The sequence below is a fragment of the Allobosea sp. OAE752 genome, from assembly GCF_050433265.1.
Lineage (GTDB): Bacteria > Pseudomonadota > Alphaproteobacteria > Rhizobiales > Beijerinckiaceae > Allobosea > Allobosea spartocytisi.
Genome location: NZ_JBNPXO010000014.1, coordinates 22,308 through 37,097 on the forward strand (window position 1 = coordinate 22,308; position 14,790 = coordinate 37,097).

15 protein-coding genes are annotated in these 14,790 nt (G+C 66.1%); 7 read left to right on the forward strand and 8 right to left on the reverse strand.

All coding sequences use genetic code 11. The annotated features are described in order from the left end of the window. Positions 1–8: 8 nt before the first annotated feature. From mnmG to GGC47_RS25480, 4 genes are read left to right on the forward strand one after another with little or no spacing between them, the layout of a single operon-like run. Entirely contained in the window at positions 9–1,895 is a 1,887-nt protein-coding gene (mnmG, locus tag GGC47_RS25465) for a tRNA uridine-5-carboxymethylaminomethyl(34) synthesis enzyme MnmG (RefSeq protein WP_142023472.1), read from the forward strand. Beyond that, entirely contained in the window at positions 1,892–2,539 is a 648-nt protein-coding gene (gene rsmG / locus GGC47_RS25470) for a 16S rRNA (guanine(527)-N(7))-methyltransferase RsmG (protein ID WP_370955748.1), read from the forward strand. Before mnmG ends, rsmG begins: the two co-directional genes overlap by 4 nt. Next, the gene (locus GGC47_RS25475; RefSeq protein WP_038359513.1) at positions 2,536–3,366 is read left to right on the forward strand and encodes a ParA family protein; all 831 of its coding nucleotides are present in this window, start codon (positions 2,536–2,538) and stop codon (positions 3,364–3,366) included. The genes rsmG and GGC47_RS25475 overlap by 4 nt, the downstream gene beginning before the upstream one ends. A 33-nt stretch (positions 3,367–3,399) precedes the next feature. Continuing rightward, entirely contained in the window at positions 3,400–4,281 is an 882-nt protein-coding gene (locus tag GGC47_RS25480) for a ParB/RepB/Spo0J family partition protein (RefSeq protein ID WP_133561182.1), read from the forward strand. Here GGC47_RS25480 and holA read toward each other — a convergent pair whose 3' ends face one another. From holA to leuS, 3 genes are read right to left on the reverse strand one after another with little or no spacing between them, the layout of a single operon-like run. Then, on the reverse strand, positions 4,282–5,310 hold the full coding sequence (gene holA / locus GGC47_RS25485) for a DNA polymerase III subunit delta (protein ID WP_142023470.1): 1,029 nt from the start codon (positions 5,308–5,310) through the stop codon (positions 4,282–4,284). A 6-nt stretch (positions 5,311–5,316) separates the two neighbouring features. Then, entirely contained in the window at positions 5,317–5,868 is a 552-nt protein-coding gene (locus GGC47_RS25490; protein ID WP_112765099.1) for an LPS assembly lipoprotein LptE, read from the reverse strand. Further along, a complete protein-coding gene (gene leuS / locus GGC47_RS25495; RefSeq protein ID WP_142023469.1) occupies positions 5,855–8,479 on the reverse strand; it encodes a leucine--tRNA ligase in 2,625 nt (874 codons plus the stop codon). Before leuS ends, GGC47_RS25490 begins: the two co-directional genes overlap by 14 nt. 166 nt (positions 8,480–8,645) lie before the next feature. On the opposite strand from leuS, the gene GGC47_RS25500 reads away from it, so the two are divergent. Beyond that, entirely contained in the window at positions 8,646–9,311 is a 666-nt protein-coding gene (locus GGC47_RS25500; protein ID WP_142023468.1) for a YggS family pyridoxal phosphate-dependent enzyme, read from the forward strand. 164 nt (positions 9,312–9,475) lie between these two features. On the opposite strand, the gene GGC47_RS25505 is transcribed toward GGC47_RS25500, so the two are convergent. Beyond that, on the reverse strand, positions 9,476–9,853 hold the full coding sequence (locus GGC47_RS25505; RefSeq protein WP_185748083.1) for a VOC family protein: 378 nt from the start codon (positions 9,851–9,853) through the stop codon (positions 9,476–9,478). 107 nt (positions 9,854–9,960) lie between these two features. Beyond that, complete coding sequence (locus GGC47_RS25510; protein ID WP_370955747.1) at positions 9,961–10,527, reverse strand: L,D-transpeptidase family protein; 567 nt, start codon at positions 10,525–10,527, stop codon at positions 9,961–9,963. Between the two features lie 81 nt (positions 10,528–10,608). On the opposite strand from GGC47_RS25510, the gene GGC47_RS25515 reads away from it, so the two are divergent. After that, a complete protein-coding gene (locus GGC47_RS25515) occupies positions 10,609–11,295 on the forward strand; it encodes a response regulator transcription factor (protein ID WP_038359526.1) in 687 nt (228 codons plus the stop codon). A gap of 3 nt (positions 11,296–11,298) precedes the next feature. After that, positions 11,299–11,763: a cyclic nucleotide-binding domain-containing protein gene (locus tag GGC47_RS25520; protein WP_038359529.1), complete on the forward strand. Its 465-nt coding sequence runs from the start codon at positions 11,299–11,301 to the stop codon at positions 11,761–11,763. Between the two features lie 15 nt (positions 11,764–11,778). Here GGC47_RS25520 and GGC47_RS25525 read toward each other — a convergent pair whose 3' ends face one another. The 3 genes from GGC47_RS25525 to GGC47_RS25535 form a co-directional block, all read right to left on the reverse strand. Next, entirely contained in the window at positions 11,779–12,696 is a 918-nt protein-coding gene (locus GGC47_RS25525) for an EamA family transporter (protein WP_429069557.1), read from the reverse strand. A 145-nt stretch (positions 12,697–12,841) separates the two neighbouring features. Next, positions 12,842–13,657 carry an exodeoxyribonuclease III gene (gene xth, locus GGC47_RS25530; RefSeq protein WP_142023467.1) on the reverse strand — a complete coding sequence of 272 codons (816 nt, stop codon included), beginning with the start codon at positions 13,655–13,657 and terminating at the stop codon, positions 12,842–12,844. 107 nt (positions 13,658–13,764) lie between these two features. Beyond that, positions 13,765–14,625, reverse strand: a complete 861-nt coding sequence (locus GGC47_RS25535) for a LolA family protein (protein ID WP_142023466.1) — start codon at positions 14,623–14,625, stop codon at positions 13,765–13,767. Positions 14,626–14,790: the final 165 nt, after the last annotated feature.

Genomic DNA, 14,790 nt, shown 5'->3' on the forward strand with positions numbered 1-14,790 from the left:
GAAAACCCATGTCATCCCTCGCGCAAACCTACGATGTCATCGTCGTCGGCGGCGGCCATGCCGGGACGGAAGCCGCTGCGGCCGCGGCGCGGTTCGGCGCGCGGACCGCGCTGGTGACGCACAAGCCCGAAACGATCGGCGTGATGTCCTGCAACCCGGCGATCGGCGGGCTCGGCAAAGGGCATCTCGTGCGCGAGATCGACGCGCTCGACGGCATCATGGGGCGCGCTGCCGATCGCGGCGGTATCCAGTTCCGCATGCTTAACCGCCGCAAGGGGCCGGCGGTACGCGGTCCCCGGGCTCAGGCCGACCGCAAGCTCTACCGATTGGCGGTGCAGGATCTGCTGGCGGAGCAGCCGAATCTCGATGTCATTGCCGGTGACGCGTTCGATATCGAGGTTCAGAACGGGCGTGTCTCGGCAGTTCTGCTCGCCGATGGACGTCGATTCGCTGCCGGAACGGTCGTGTTGACGACCGGGACGTTTTTGCGCGGTCTGATTCATATCGGGGAAACCAAGATTCCGGCGGGGCGCGTCGGGGAGGCGCCGTCACTCGGCCTCTCCGCGACGCTGGAGCGCCATGGCTTTCCGCTGGGCCGGCTCAAGACCGGCACCCCTCCCCGCCTCGATGGTCGCACGATCGACTGGGCGGCGCTGGAGATGCAGCCCGGCGACGAATTGCCCGAGCCGTTCTCGGCGCTGACCGAGAAGATCACCAATCCGCAGATTTCATGCGGCATCACCCGCACGACCATGGCCGGTCACGACCTGATCCGCGCCAATCTCCATCGCGCGCCGATGTTCTCGGGGCAGATCGAGGGGCGCGGTCCGCGCTATTGTCCCTCGATCGAGGACAAGGTCGGCCGCTTCGGCGACCGCGACGGCCATCAGATCTTTCTCGAGCCGGAAGGTCTCGACGACGACACCGTCTATCCCAACGGTATCTCGACCTCGTTGCCGGAGGATGTTCAGCGCGACCTGCTCAAGACCATTCCGGGTCTGGAACGAGCAGCGATGCTGCGGCCGGGCTACGCGATCGAGTATGATTTCATCGATCCGCGCGCATTGAACAACACCCTGGAGACACGCGCCATTGGCGGGCTCTTCCTGGCCGGGCAAATCAACGGTACGACGGGGTATGAGGAGGCCGGGGCCCAGGGATTGCTGGCTGGCCTGAATGCGGCACGCCGCGCGAGCGGGCGGGAGCCGGCAGTCTTCGACCGGGCGCAATCCTATATCGGCGTTCTGGTGGATGATCTGGTGACGCATGGCGTTACGGAACCGTATCGAATGTTCACTTCGCGCGCGGAATTCCGCCTGTCGCTGCGGGTAGACAATGCGGATGAGCGCTTGACGATGCTCGGGACGGAGCTCGGCATCGTCGGTTCGGCCAGGCTGGCGGCTTTCGAGGCACGCAACGGCGCGATCGAAGCTCTGCGTTCTGAACTTCAGGGGCTGCAGCTCACGCCGCAGCAGGCGCAGATCGGGGGGATACAGCTCAACCGCGACGGCTTGCGGCGCAGCGCCTATCAGATCCTGTCCTATCCGGACGTTACCTTTGAGCAGCTGGCCGCGATCTGGCCGCAGCTTCAGGCCCATTCCGCGTCCGTGACTGACCGCGTGACGGCCGATGCCGTCTATGCGGTCTATCTCGATCGGCAGGCGGCGGAGATCCAGGCCTATCGCCGCGACCAGGCACTGAAAGTCCCGACGGATCTCGATCTCGATACGATTTCGGGCCTGTCGAACGAGCTCAAGGCGAAGCTCGCTGCGGTGCGGCCCGCCGATTTGGCACAGGCCGGAAAAATCGAGGGCATGACGCCGGCGGCCCTGACCTTGCTGGCGGCGCATGCCCGCAAAAGCCGCGCGGCGAATTTATCCACAGGCCTATCGTGACTGTTGATAAGAGCGACAGGCAGCGCGCTTTGCGCTTGACGCCTGTTTCACGTGAAACAGAGGAGCGCCTCGCCGCGCTGGTGGCGGAGCTGGAGCGCTGGCAGGCCGCCAAGAATCTGGTCTCCTCGGCCACTCTGGGGGACGTCTGGACACGGCACATCGCCGACTCGCTCCAGCTCTTCAATCTGGCCTCCGAGCGGGAGCATTGGCTCGATCTCGGCTCGGGCGGTGGCTTTCCGGGCCTCGTCATCGGCATTTGCCTGGCCGAACGTGGCATCGGCCAGATCGACCTCGTCGAAAGCAATGCCCGCAAATGCGCCTTCCTGCGTCATGCGGCGCGGGTCACCGGGGCACGGGTCAAAGTTCACAATGCGCGGATCGAGGATGCGGTCGGCGGCTTCGCCGGCAAGGTCGATGTCGTGACGGCTCGCGCGCTCGCGCCGCTTGTTCAACTGCTCGACTGGTGCGAAGAGCTGTTGAGAACCGGTGCGCTCGGTCTCTTTCCCAAGGGACAACATCTAGATACGGAATTGACCGACTCGGCCAGATATTGGAAGATTCAAGCAACAACCGTTTCTTCCGTGACCGACGACGCTGCGCGAATCCTGATGATTCGCTCGGCCGAGAGACGAGCCGATCCATGACAGACGTCATATCCGTGATCCCGCAGCGCCGTCCGCGCGTGATCGCGCTCGCAAACCAGAAGGGTGGCGTCGGCAAGACGACGACCGCGATCAATCTGGGCACGGCGCTGGCAGCCATCGGGGAGAAGGTGCTGATCGTCGACCTCGACCCGCAGGGCAATGCCTCTACGGGTCTTGGCGTCGACCGGCGCAGCCGCAAATCCTCGACCTATGACGTGCTCTGCGGGGATGTCGGCCTCGGGCAGGCCTTGCAGCCGACGGCGGTGCCGGGGCTGTCGCTGGCACCCTCGACGCTCGACCTCCTCGGCGTCGAGCTCGAGATCGCCTCGGCCAAGGACCGCGCGCATCGCCTCAAGAAGGCGATCGACGAGCTGGTCTATGATCAGCGCTGTCAGGACCTGACCTATGTCCTGATCGATTGCCCGCCTTCGCTTAGCCTGATCACGATCAATGCGATGACTGCGGCCGATGCGGTGCTGGTGCCGCTGCAATGTGAGTTCTTCGCGCTCGAAGGCCTCAGTCAGCTCCTGAAGACGGTGGAGCAGGTCAAGGCCGGGCTCAATCCGCGGCTGATCATCCAGGGCGTGGTGCTGACGATGTTCGATCCGCGCAACAACCTGTCCGGACAGGTCATGGCCGATGTGAGGAGCTTCCTCGGCGACAAGGTCTATGAGACCGTGATTCCGCGCAATGTGAGGATTTCGGAGGCGCCGTCCTATGGCAAGCCGGCGCTGCTCTACGATCTGCGCTGCTCGGGGTCGCAGGCCTATCTGCGCCTGGCTTCGGAAGTGATCAAGCGCGAGCGCACCCTGCGCGCCGCGGCCTAACAGTCAAGAACGCAGAGGTTGACAGGAATGGCGATGGCCGAAGAACAGGGGCGTTCCCGCCTTGGCCGCGGCTTGGCGGCGCTGATCGGCGATGTCGGCGAGGAAATCGGCGCGATCGAGCGGGCCCGTGGCCAGCGCCGCGTGCCGGTCGAGTTCCTGCGGCCGAGCGCGCGCAATCCACGCCGCAACTTCGCGGAAGAGGAGCTCGACGATCTCACGGCTTCGGTCCGCGAGCGCGGTATCCTGCAGCCGATCATCGTGCGTTCAATCCCGGGGATGCTCGATGCCTATGAGATCATCGCCGGAGAACGGCGTTGGCGGGCGGCGCAGCGGGCCGAGCTACACGATGTGCCGGTGATCCTGGTCGAAGCCGATGATCGTGAGGCGCTCGAGATCGCCATCGTCGAGAACGTGCAGCGCTCCGACCTCAACCCGATGGAAGAGGCGGCGGGCTATGAGCGCCTGATCGCCGAATTCAGTTATACCCAGAACGATCTGGCGCGGGTCATCGGCAAGAGCCGCAGCCATGTCGCCAATACGCTGCGGCTGTCGAAGCTGCCGGAGCCGGTGCGCGCCTTGGTCAGCGGAGGCGCCGTCTCGGCCGGCCATGCCCGTGCGCTGCTATCTGTTTCGGACCCGGAACTGATGGCGAAACGGATTGTCGAACAGGGGCTTAGCGTCCGCGATATCGAACGCATCGCCCAGGATGAGGCGCGCGGCGAGACCAAGAGCGCGGTTGCCGCAAAGCCGAAGCCCGAGAAGGATCCGGATACGCGCGCCCTGGAAAAGGCGCTGGAGGAGGCCCTCGGCCTTTCCGTCGTCATCAGCCATCGCCCCAGCGGCGCGGGCGAGGTCAAGATCGCCTACAGGACGCTGGAGCAGCTCGACGCGCTCTGCCGCCGGCTGAAGGCCTGATCAATCGGCCCGGCCATTGCGGCCGAGGCGGGCGAGTGTCCACAATGCACGGGTCGCGGTCGCGCGGCCCGTTTCGCTGTTCTGGCGGGTCGCAAGGACCGCGTTGCCGAGCAGGGCAACAGCCTCGGTCAATCTGGCGCTGGTCCAGGCGTTGAGCGCGGCCTCGGTGGTGGCGATGCGCGGATAGGGTAGCCGCATGGTGCCGACCACATCCTTGACGCCGCGTCCGGCATCGACGCTCTGCCGGGCCTTGAGCAGAGCCAGGGCCTGCCGCAGCACGGCGCCGAGCATCACGCCGGGATCGAGCCCCTCGCTGAAAAGCTTGGCCTGCGCCAGATCGAGCACCGGCAGCTTCCCGGCGAAGACGGCGTCGACCAGCATGGCTTGCTCGCGCTGGGCGGTGTCGCCGACGATGGCGTCGATATGGGCCTCCGTGACGGAGGGATCGTTGCCGACATAGAGCAGGAGCTTCTCGATCTCGCGCCGCGACGTCTGGCGGTCACCGCCGAGCAGGCCGGCGAGGTGGTCGCGGCTGCCGCGGTCGATGTTCTTGCCGGCGGTGCGAATCATCTCGTCGATGATCGAGCCCAGATCGCGGGCTGCGTCGCCGTAGCAGGGCACTGCGAGCGCGCTTTTGGCCTTCTCGCAGGCAGTGCGCAAGGGGTTGGAGCGCTGCAGGTCGCCGGCCTCGATGATGACGAGCGCGTCCTGCGAAGGCGTGGCCAGCAGCGGCTCGACGGCTGCAAGAAGCGGCTTCGACGTCGACGAGACGCGGATGGCGCGGCGGCCACCGAACAGGCCGATCGTGTTGGCCTCGTCGACGAGTTTCAGCGGGTCGGCCGCGACGGCGTCGCCATCCATGCGGATGAGCTGGAAGGCGTCGTTGGGGTCGTCGACGCTTTTGCGGGCGAGATGGCCGGCGCGCTCGGAAACGAGGCCGGCATCCGGGCCGTAGAACAGGATCAACCGCCAGGCGGGGTCGAGGCGCGCAAGCGTTCGGTCGGCTTCATGCGCCTTGATCGCGACCATGGCGGATCAGGAGGTGAGATCGGCCGAGATCTGCCCGCGAATCAGCCCGGCGAGGTTCTTGGCGGCGCGAATCTGGGCGTCGCGGGCGGCGCGGACCGTGGCGAAGCGCTGCGAGGAACGCTCATAGGGCTCGCGCACGGAGTTGGTGCCGGAGGAGACGACCTCGCCCGTGCCGATCCGCGTCACCTTCCAGGTCGCGGTGGCGACGAGCACAGCCGAATCAGCGCGGCCGTTGGCGTAATCGACGGTGACGACCTCGACCGACTCGGCCAGGGCGGAGTCGAATTTCAGTGTCTTCTGCGCATCCGGCTCATTGCCGCCGTCGAACTCGAAGACCAGTTCGTTGCGCAGATAATGCCCGATCAGGCCCTTGAGCTCGGCAAACTCGATGCTGCGCAGCGCGCCCTTGACGCTGCCGCCGACCGTGCTTGCGGTATACTCCGAATAGAGCGGCTGGAAGCAGCCCCCGGCGAGCGCGGCCATGCCCAGCACTGCGGCCAGAGCCAGGCCGCGGCGGCTCGGCTTGATGATTCGCGCCGCAGTCTCAGACGACGACATTCACGATTCTCCCGGGAACCACGATGATCTTGCGGATGGAACGGCCTTCGAGGGCCCGCTGAACCGCCTCGTTGGCATGAACAGCAGCTTCCACCGCCATGGTATCGGCATCGGCTGGAACAGTCACCTCCGCCCGCTTCTTGCCGTTGAGCTGGACGGGCAGCGTGATGCTGTCGTCCTTCAGCAAGGCAGCCTCGGCCTCGGGCCAGGATGCCTCGCCGACGAGGCCGGACTGGCCGAGCGCGTGCCAGCATTCCTCGGCCAGATGAGGCATCATCGGCGCGACAAGCTGGGTGATGATCGTGGCGGCCTCAAGGAGCGCATAGGCCATATCCGCGCCGAGCTCAGGCTTTTCGGCCGCCGCATCGAGCGCTTTGCCGATGGCGTTGGTCAGCGTGTAGATATGGGCGATGCAGCGGTTGAAGGCGAGGCGCTCGATATCGGCGCCGACGGCATCGAGCGCGCGATGGCTCGCCTTGCGCAGCGCCAGCGCCACGTCACCGATCTGAGCCGGTTTCCCGGCCTTGCCGTGGGTCCGCTCGGCGATTTCGCCGATCAGGCGCCAGAGGCGCTGGACGAAGCGGGCGGCGCCCTGCACGCCCTCATCAGTCCAGATCACGTCGCGATCCGGCGGCGAGTCGGAGAGCATGAACCAGCGAGCCGTGTCGGCGCCGTAGGAGGCGATGATGTCGTCGGGGTCCACCACGTTCTTCTTGGACTTCGACATCTTCTCGATCGGGCCGATCTCGATCGGCGCACCGGTCTCGACGTCGAAGCCGCGCCGGTCAGTGCCGGAGACCTCGATGCGGACATTGCCGGGTTCGACCCAGTCGCCATTCGCGGCGCGATAGGTCTCGTGCACGACCATGCCTTGCGTGAACATGCCGGCGAAGGGCTCATCCAGCCCGGCATGGCCGGTCTTCTTCATGGCGCGGGTGAAGAAGCGTGAATAGAGCAGGTGCAGGATCGCGTGCTCGACGCCGCCGATATATTGGTCGACCGGCAGGAAGCGGTCGACCGCCTTGCGGTCGGTCGGGCTGTCGGTGCGCCAAGGATCCGTGAAGCGGGCGAAATACCAGGACGAATCGACGAAGGTGTCCATCGTGTCCGTCTCGCGGCGCGCCGGCTTGCCGCATTGCGGGCAGGCGACGTGCTTCCAGCTCGGGTGATGATCGAGCGGGTTGCCCGGTTTGTCGAAGGAGACGTCGTCGGGCAGCTTCACCGGCAGGTCGGCATCCGGCACGGGAATCGTTCCGCAGTCGGAACAATGGATGATCGGGATCGGGCAGCCCCAATAGCGCTGGCGCGAGATGCCCCAGTCGCGCAGGCGGAAATTGACCTTGCGCTGGCCGACGGGGCGATTGCCGCGGATCTCGCTCTCGAGACGGCGGGCAACCTCTTCCTTCGCCTCGGCAATGGTCTTGCCGTCGAGGAAGCGCGAATTGATCATGCGGCCATCACCGTCATAGGCGATGTCGGTGATCACGAAGCCGGCGGGATCGGTGCCTTCCGGCGCCACGACTGGAATATTGCCCAGGCCATATTTGTTGACGAAGTCGAGGTCGCGCTGGTCATGAGCCGGGCAGCCGAAGATGGCGCCGGTGCCGTACTCCATCAGGACGAAGTTCGCGACATAGACCGGCAGCGTCCAGTTCGGATCGAGCGGATGAACGGCGCGCAGGCCCGTGTCGAAGCCGAGCTTCTCGGCCTTGTCGATCGCCTCCTGCGCCGTGCCGGTGCGCTTGCACTCCTCGATGAAGGCCTGCAGTTCCGGGTTACCGGCGGCAATCGCCTTGGCGATTGGGTGATCCGGGGCGACGGCGACGAATTTCGCGCCGAACAGCGTGTCCGGGCGGGTCGTATAGACCTCGACCTCATCCTGCTTCGCCGCATTCGATTCGAGAGCGAAACGAACCAGCAGGCCCTCGGAACGGCCGATCCAGTTCTTCTGCATCAGCCGGACCTTGTCGGGCCAGCGGGTCAAGCCGTCGAGCGCGTCGTTCAGCTCCTGGCCGTATTCCGTGATCTTGAAGAACCACTGGGTCAGCTCGCGAATCTCGACCGGGGCGCCGGAGCGCCAGCCACGGCCGTCGATGACCTGCTCGTTCGCCAGAACGGTCTCGTCCACCGGGTCCCAGTTGACCTTGGCCGTCTTGCGGTCGACCAGCCCGGCCTTCAGGAAGTCCAGGAACATCTTCTGCTGGTGGCGATAATAGCTGGGGTCGCAGGTCGCGAGCTCGCGGCTCCAATCCAGGGAGAGGCCCATCGATTTGAGCTGGCTGCGCATCGCCGCGATATTGGCGTAGGTCCATTCGCGCGGGTGGACCTTCTTCTGCTTGGCTGCGTTCTCGGCCGGCAGGCCGAAGGCGTCCCAGCCCATCGGATGCAGCACCGCGAAGCCCTTGGCCCGCTTGTAGCGCGCAACGACGTCGCCCATCGCATAGTTGCGGACATGGCCCATATGGATGCGCCCCGACGGATAGGGGAACATCTCGAGGACATAGTAGCTCGGCCGTGTGTCGTCGTTCCTCGTCTCGAAGAGCTTGCGCTCATCCCAGACGGCGCGCCATTTCGGCTCGGATTCTTTCGGGTTGTAGCGTTCGACGGCCATGTCAGCGAGCAATCACGTCAGCAAGCATTCTTGCGGGATTTGCCGGTCGGGACGCGGCCGGCGCAGGGGTCTATTGCGAAAAACCGGGTGAGGTTTTCCACATCCTGTTCTAGGACACCATTGCGCGCACGCGGTCAACGGCGCGCTCGGCATGAGAGGCTGCGATATGAGCGATACGGTTACGCGTCTGGAGGCGATTCGCGCCTCGGTCGCGCGTGCGGCGCGTGATTTCGGACGCAAGCCGCAGAGCGTGACGCTCATCGCTGTGTCGAAGACGAAGCCGGCGGAGCAGATCGCCGAGGTGCTCGAAGCGGGGCAGCGCGTCTTCGGCGAGAATTACGTCCAGGAGGCCAAGGCCAAGTGGCCGGCGCTGAAGGCGCGCTTTCCCGATGCCGAACTCCACATGATCGGCCCGCTGCAATCGAACAAGGCCCGCGAGGCTGTGGAACTCTTCGACGCGATCCATTCGCTCGACCGCGAGAGCCTGGCGAAAGAGCTGGCGCGCGAGATCGCCAGGTCCGGCCGGGCGCCGCGGCTCTTCGTGCAGGTCAATACCGGCGAGGAGCCGCAGAAGGGCGGCATCGCGCCGGGCGAGACGGACGCCTTCCTCGCGCGCTGTCGCGATGTCCACGGCCTCGCGATCGAGGGTCTGATGTGCATCCCGCCGGAAGCGGAGCCGCCCTCGCCGCACTTCGCGCTGCTCGCCAAGATCGCGGCGCGCAACGGGCTCAAGGGCCTGTCCATGGGCATGAGCGCCGATTACGAGGCGGCGATCCAGCTCGGTGCGACGCATGTGCGCATCGGCAGCGCCATTTTCGGCGCGCGGGGGTGAGACTCGCCTTCTCCCCTTGCGGGAGAAGGCGCTCGATGAAGCCGAGACGGATGAGGGGGTCTCTCTGGCGGGAATCGCCTGCGGTTTGAACGCCATTGATTGGCGCGACTCCTCACCCCGACCCTCTCCCGCAAGGGGAGAGGGGCAGGTTGCGTCTCTGCGCCTTATGTCAACGGCTCCCCGACATCGATGCGGTTGCCGTCCGGGTCCTCGAAGACGAAGGCGCGCAGGCCGTAATCCTTGTCGTGCAGGCCCTTGACGATGCGCAGGCCGCGTTCGCGGACGAGGGCGTGCACCGCGTCGATATCTTCGACCAGCATATGCGCGACGTTGAAGGGCGCCGGCTTGTGCCCGGGCTGGAGTGTCAGGTGCAATTCGGCGGCGTCGCGCTTCAGGATCATGAAGCCGACGGGATCGCCGTTCTGGAAGGCTTTCCGGAAGCCAAGCGCCTCGATGTAGAAATCGCAGGCGCGGGCCATATCGGCGACGGGCAACGTGGCGGCGATCCGCCCGAAGCGGAAGGAGGAAACCGAATCAATCATCGCAGAGTCTCAAGGCTGGGAGCGATACAGCGATGCAGGACAGTGCCTGCACGCGCCGATCGGTTCCGAAGAGGATGATCGAGACGGTGCTCGGCGCCAGTCCTAGCTCACCTGACCAGAATCCGGCAATGGCGCGCGAGCCGCGGCAGCACCTTGGCGAAGACGTGCCCCTCGACGGCGACGCAGCCGGCAGTCGGCGTGAAGCCCGGTCGCGCCAGATGCCAGAAGATCGCACTGCCGCGCCCGCGAATCACCGGCCGGTCGTTCCAGCCGAGCTCGACGATGACGTCGTAGAGATGGTCCTCACGCTGCAGCCGCTCCTCGGCCTCACCCGGCGGGCGGTCGATCAGGCGGTTGTAGCGGCGGTCGGTCTGGTCGTCGCACCAGGCGTCGCGCGGGCCGATCTGTTTCAGCGGCAGCAGGCTGCGAGGCCGGGCGAGGCGGTCGGCCCGGTAGAACACGCTGCGCAGCGGCAAATGCGTCCGCGGCGTGCCGCCGTCGCCCTCGCGCTTGATCGTGCGGATGCCGGAGCGGCCGAGCGCGCAGGGAAAGACCGCGCCGCCCGCGATGAGGAAGCCCTTGCGGCGGTCACGTACCGAGGCGAAGACCCGCAGTGAGGTGAGGTTGCGCGGGCGAAAGCCGGGGCGCGCGAGGGCGATTTCACGGTTTCTCACGGGGATTCCAGAATGCGTGACTTGCGATGACGACTCAGCGGGCTCATGTTGCCCTACTCATTGCGTCCGAGCGAACAGCCCATGTCCGTCGTCCATCATATTCTCCTGGTCGATGACGACCAGACCCTGCGCGATGCCCTGGCAGAGCAATTGGCTCTTTATGACGAGTTCCGGCTGACGACCGCGGGCAACGCCACGGCTGCGGTGAAGGCCGCACAGAACGAGCGGATCGACCTCGTGGTGATGGATGTCGGCCTGCCGGATATGGACGGCCGCGAGGCCGTCAAGGTGATGCGCAAGAACGGCTTCAAGAGCCCGGTGGTGATGCTGACGGCGCAGAGCTCGGATGCCGACACGGTGCTGGGGCTCGAGGCCGGCGCCAACGACTATGTGGTCAAGCCGTTCAAATTCGCCGTGCTGCTGGCGCGCATCCGGGCGCATTTGCGTCAGTATGAGGCGAGCGAGGACGCGATCTTTCAGGTTGGCCCTTACACGTTCCACCCCGGCTCCAAGCTGCTCGTCAGCGAGAAAGGCTCGAAGACCAAGCTGACCGAGAAGGAAACCGCGATCCTGCGCTTCCTCTACCGCGCGGGGCGCAAGCCGATCGCGCGCGAGGTGCTGCTGCAGGAGGTCTGGGGCTATAACAGCCAGGTGACGACGCATACGCTCGAAACCCACATTTACCGGCTGCGCCAGAAGATCGAGCCCGATCCCGGCAATGCCCGCCTGCTCGTGACCGATGCCGGCGGCTACCGGCTGAATCCCTGACGGATGGCCCTCGACGACGACATGGCCCTGCTGGCCCGGCAGCCGCTGCTGAGCCTGATGGAACGCGATGCGTTGAGGCTGCTCGCCTTCGCGGCGGAGAGCCGCATCCTGCGCGCCGGCGATGTGCTGTTCCGTGCCGGCGAGCCTTCGGACGGCGCTTTCCTGGTCGTCTCGGGCGCGGTGGCGCTGACGGCGCAGGATGATGGCCAGCCCGCAAGCGAGATCGCCGGGCCTGGCGCGATGATCGGCGAGCTCGCGCTGTTCACTTCGGTGCCGCGGCAGGTCACGGCGATCGCGCGCGAGCCGACGCAGATCATGCGGTTGCCACGCAGCGTGATGCGGCGTGTGCTCGGCGAATCGCCGGATTCGGCCGAAGCGATCGCCCAGGCGATCGGGGATCGTTTGCGCGGTTTCGTGGAAGAGCTCGTCTCCGTGCGGGCTGCGCTCGGCGCGATCGACCGGAAATAAGTTTGCCGCGCCGAATCAGGCGGCCGGCGGATGTCTTGCGGCGCGGATCGCGGCGAATTTCGGCCAGAGGATGTTGATGCACAGGCCCGCCAGCACGAGCCCGCCGGCCAGGAACTTCCAGCCCGGCAAGGGTTCGCCCAGCCAGATGGCGGCGGCGCCCATGCCGAAGACCGGGACCAGCATTGCGGTCGGCGCCACGGTGGCGGCGGTATAGCGCGAGAGCAGCCAGCCCCAGACGGCATAGCCGAACATCACATTGCCGACGGCCTGCCAGATCGCGGCCGCCCAGGCGCTGGGTGGCGCGGCGGTCAGGCTGTCGCGAATGGCTGGCCAGCCCTCGACGAACCACGACAGCACGAAAAGCGGCGGCACCGCGAACAGGCTCGTCCAGACGACATAAGCGAGCATGTCGATGCCGGGTGCTCCGCGAACCACGATATTGCCGCCGGACCAGCAGAGCGCGGCGCCAAGGATCAGGACGACGCCCAGCGGCGTCGTGGTGCCGTCGGTGTGCCAGAGGATCACGGCGATGCCGATGCAGGCCAGGACGAGGCCGACGAACTGGAAGGGCTGGACGCGTTCGCGGGTGATCGCCGCGGCCAGCAGGATCGTGAAGAAGACCTGCGACTGCACCACCAGCGAGGCCAGGCCCGGCGTGATGAAGCCCTTGATCGCGATGTAGAGCAGGCCGAACTGGCCGGCCCCGATCAGCAGGCCGTAGGCGGCGAGATTGCTCCAGGGCACGGCCGGCCGCTTGAGGAAGAACACCGCCGGCAGCAGCGTGAAGGCGAAGCGCAGGCAGGCGAAGAGCAGCGGCGGGAAATGGTCGACGCCGATGTGGATGACGACGAAATTCGTGCCCCAGACCACCATCACGGCCAGGGTCAGCAGCGCATCCCGCGGCGAGAGCGAAGTCGAGAGCGCGCGCTGCAATGATCTGGCCTTCCGGTGAACGGGCCGTGCCGATGTTGCCGCGCGCTATAGCACGATCGCGAAATGGCCGGGCGGATGGCCCGGCATGGCCGAAGCGCGGCCGGGGCATGGACCGACCCGTCCATGAAGGCGCCGGCGCCGGGCCTCAAAGCTGCAGCGTCACCGTGACCGGGACGTGATCGGAGGGACGCTCCCAGGCGCGTGCCTCGCGCAGGAAGGAGAGGTCGCGCAGCGTCGGCTTCAACGCGTCGGAGAGCCAGATATGGTCGAGCCGGCGGCCGCGATTGGAGGCCTCCCAATCCTGCGCGCGATAGCTCCACCAGGAATAGAGCTTCTCGGGCTCGGGGCGCAGCGTGCGTGCGGCGTCGGTCCAGCCGAGCTCGGAGCGCAGCTTCTCCAGCGTGGTCGTCTCGATCGGCGTGTGGCTGACCACGTCGAGGAGCTGCTTGTGGCTCCAGACATCGTGCTCATAGGGCGCAATGTTGAGGTCGCCGAGCAGGATCGCGGGCCGGTCCGTCGGCTTCTTCGTCACGCCCCAGGCGCCGATCTCGTCGAGGAAGGCGAGCTTGTGGGCGAATTTGTCGTTCTTGGCCGGATCGGGAATGTCGCCGCCAGCCGGGATGTAGAAGTTATGGATGGCGATGCCGGCCGCCGCGCCCGCCGCCTTGTCGAGCGTCACCGTCATGTGCCGGGCATCGTTGCGGCCGCACATCGACATCGCTTCCTTCTCGCTGAAGGGCAGCTTCGAGACGATGGCGACGCCGTTATAGCCCTTCTGGCCGATGAAGGCCTGATGGACATAGCCAAGCTGGTGGAAGGCCTTGGCCGGGAATTGCTCGTCCGGCGTCTTGGTTTCCTGCAGGCAGAGGATGTCGGGCGCGTAGCGGGTGAGGAACTCGCCGACCATGCCGATACGCAGGCGGACGGAATTGATGTTCCAGCTCGTGACAGTCAGTTGCACGCGGAGATTCCGGCAAGGAGAGGTGGCCGGAAACTGGGTCGTTGCGTGCCAAAAGGCAAGCCGTTTCGGCGCCCGACTATCCGCGCCGAACTAGCCTTGGCCGGCGATCACAGCGTGCGCTGGTGATCGATCACGAAGTTCTTCGGGTCGGTCTGACGCTGCAGGCTGAGATTGTAGAGCGACACAGCCGTTTCATAACCCTGCGGATCGACGACCACCCATTGCCTGAGCTCGTTGGCGACGAGGTCGAACTTCAGCGTGATCTTCGAGGTTCCGCCGAGCGTCGAGCGATCCTCGATCCGGACGGAGAGGATATCGCCGTCGACGCTGGCACCGGTGATGGTGCCTTCGCGGTTGAGATCCATCTTCTCGCGCACGAGGAATTTCAGCGGCGTCTGGCCGATCGAATAGACGTCCTGCGTGCCGAGGCGCTTGTCGCGTACGGCCACGGAGGTGCCGTCGGCGATGACCTCGGTGGTCGCGGGCGGCTCGTATTCGAAACGCATCTTGCCCGGGCGCTGGATGTAGATCCGACCCTCGAGCCGCTTCCCGTTGGGATTGAACTGGATGAAGTTGCCCTGCAGCGTCGTGAAGCTGTTGAGATAGGTATTGAGCCGCTCGATCGCTTCCTCGCGCGTCGCGGGCGCGGCGAGCTTGGTCTTGGCCGGCGTCGTCTTGGACGCTTCGGGCTTCGCCGTCTGCGCGACAGGTGCGGCCGTTGCAGCCTGTGGGGAACCCGCCGCCTGCGCAGCCGGCGCATCGTTCATCGCCGTGCGCGGCAGGCCGAGATTGGCCGGGCGGACCGGCGGGAGCGGGATCGCGCGCGGCGCGGCCGGTCTGGCGACCGCGGGCTTGGCCGCGGCAGGCGGCTGCAACTGCAGGGGTTGTGCCCCGAGCGGCGCTGCCGCCAGGCCGTAGCCAAACGCCGCCGTCAGAACCGAAACCCGAAGAATCGGGATCACTCTCATGAGCAAGTCTGCTCCATTCCCTGTGCCACGGCGATCCTCATGCCGGACGAGATACGTCGTGGCTCCGGTTGTTGCGGAGCGCTCGTGTCTTCGGGGCCTCAACGCTCTCCATGCCGCCGAGGTTGCAGCATCGTGATGGCTATTTGAGGACCGGCGCCCGCCCGT

Bases quoted from the DNA above. Each gene is read 5' to 3' on its own strand.
- mnmG (WP_142023472.1), top strand. From the start codon at position 9: ATGTCATCCCTCGCGCAAACCTACGATGTCATCGTCGTCGGCGGCGGC.
- GGC47_RS25475 (WP_038359513.1), top strand. From the start codon at position 2,536: ATGACAGACGTCATATCCGTGATCCCGCAGCGCCGTCCGCGCGTGATC.
- GGC47_RS25480 (WP_133561182.1), top strand. From the start codon at position 3,400: ATGGCCGAAGAACAGGGGCGTTCCCGCCTTGGCCGCGGCTTGGCGGCG.
- holA (WP_142023470.1), bottom strand. From the start codon at position 5,310: ATGGTCGCGATCAAGGCGCATGAAGCCGACCGAACGCTTGCGCGCCTC.
- GGC47_RS25490 (WP_112765099.1), bottom strand. From the start codon at position 5,868: ATGTCGTCGTCTGAGACTGCGGCGCGAATCATCAAGCCGAGCCGCCGC.
- leuS (WP_142023469.1), bottom strand. From the start codon at position 8,479: ATGGCCGTCGAACGCTACAACCCGAAAGAATCCGAGCCGAAATGGCGC.
- GGC47_RS25500 (WP_142023468.1), top strand. From the start codon at position 8,646: ATGAGCGATACGGTTACGCGTCTGGAGGCGATTCGCGCCTCGGTCGCG.
- GGC47_RS25505 (WP_185748083.1), bottom strand. From the start codon at position 9,853: ATGATTGATTCGGTTTCCTCCTTCCGCTTCGGGCGGATCGCCGCCACG.
- GGC47_RS25515 (WP_038359526.1), top strand. From the start codon at position 10,609: ATGTCCGTCGTCCATCATATTCTCCTGGTCGATGACGACCAGACCCTG.
- GGC47_RS25520 (WP_038359529.1), top strand. From the start codon at position 11,299: ATGGCCCTCGACGACGACATGGCCCTGCTGGCCCGGCAGCCGCTGCTG.
- GGC47_RS25535 (WP_142023466.1), bottom strand. From the start codon at position 14,625: ATGAGAGTGATCCCGATTCTTCGGGTTTCGGTTCTGACGGCGGCGTTT.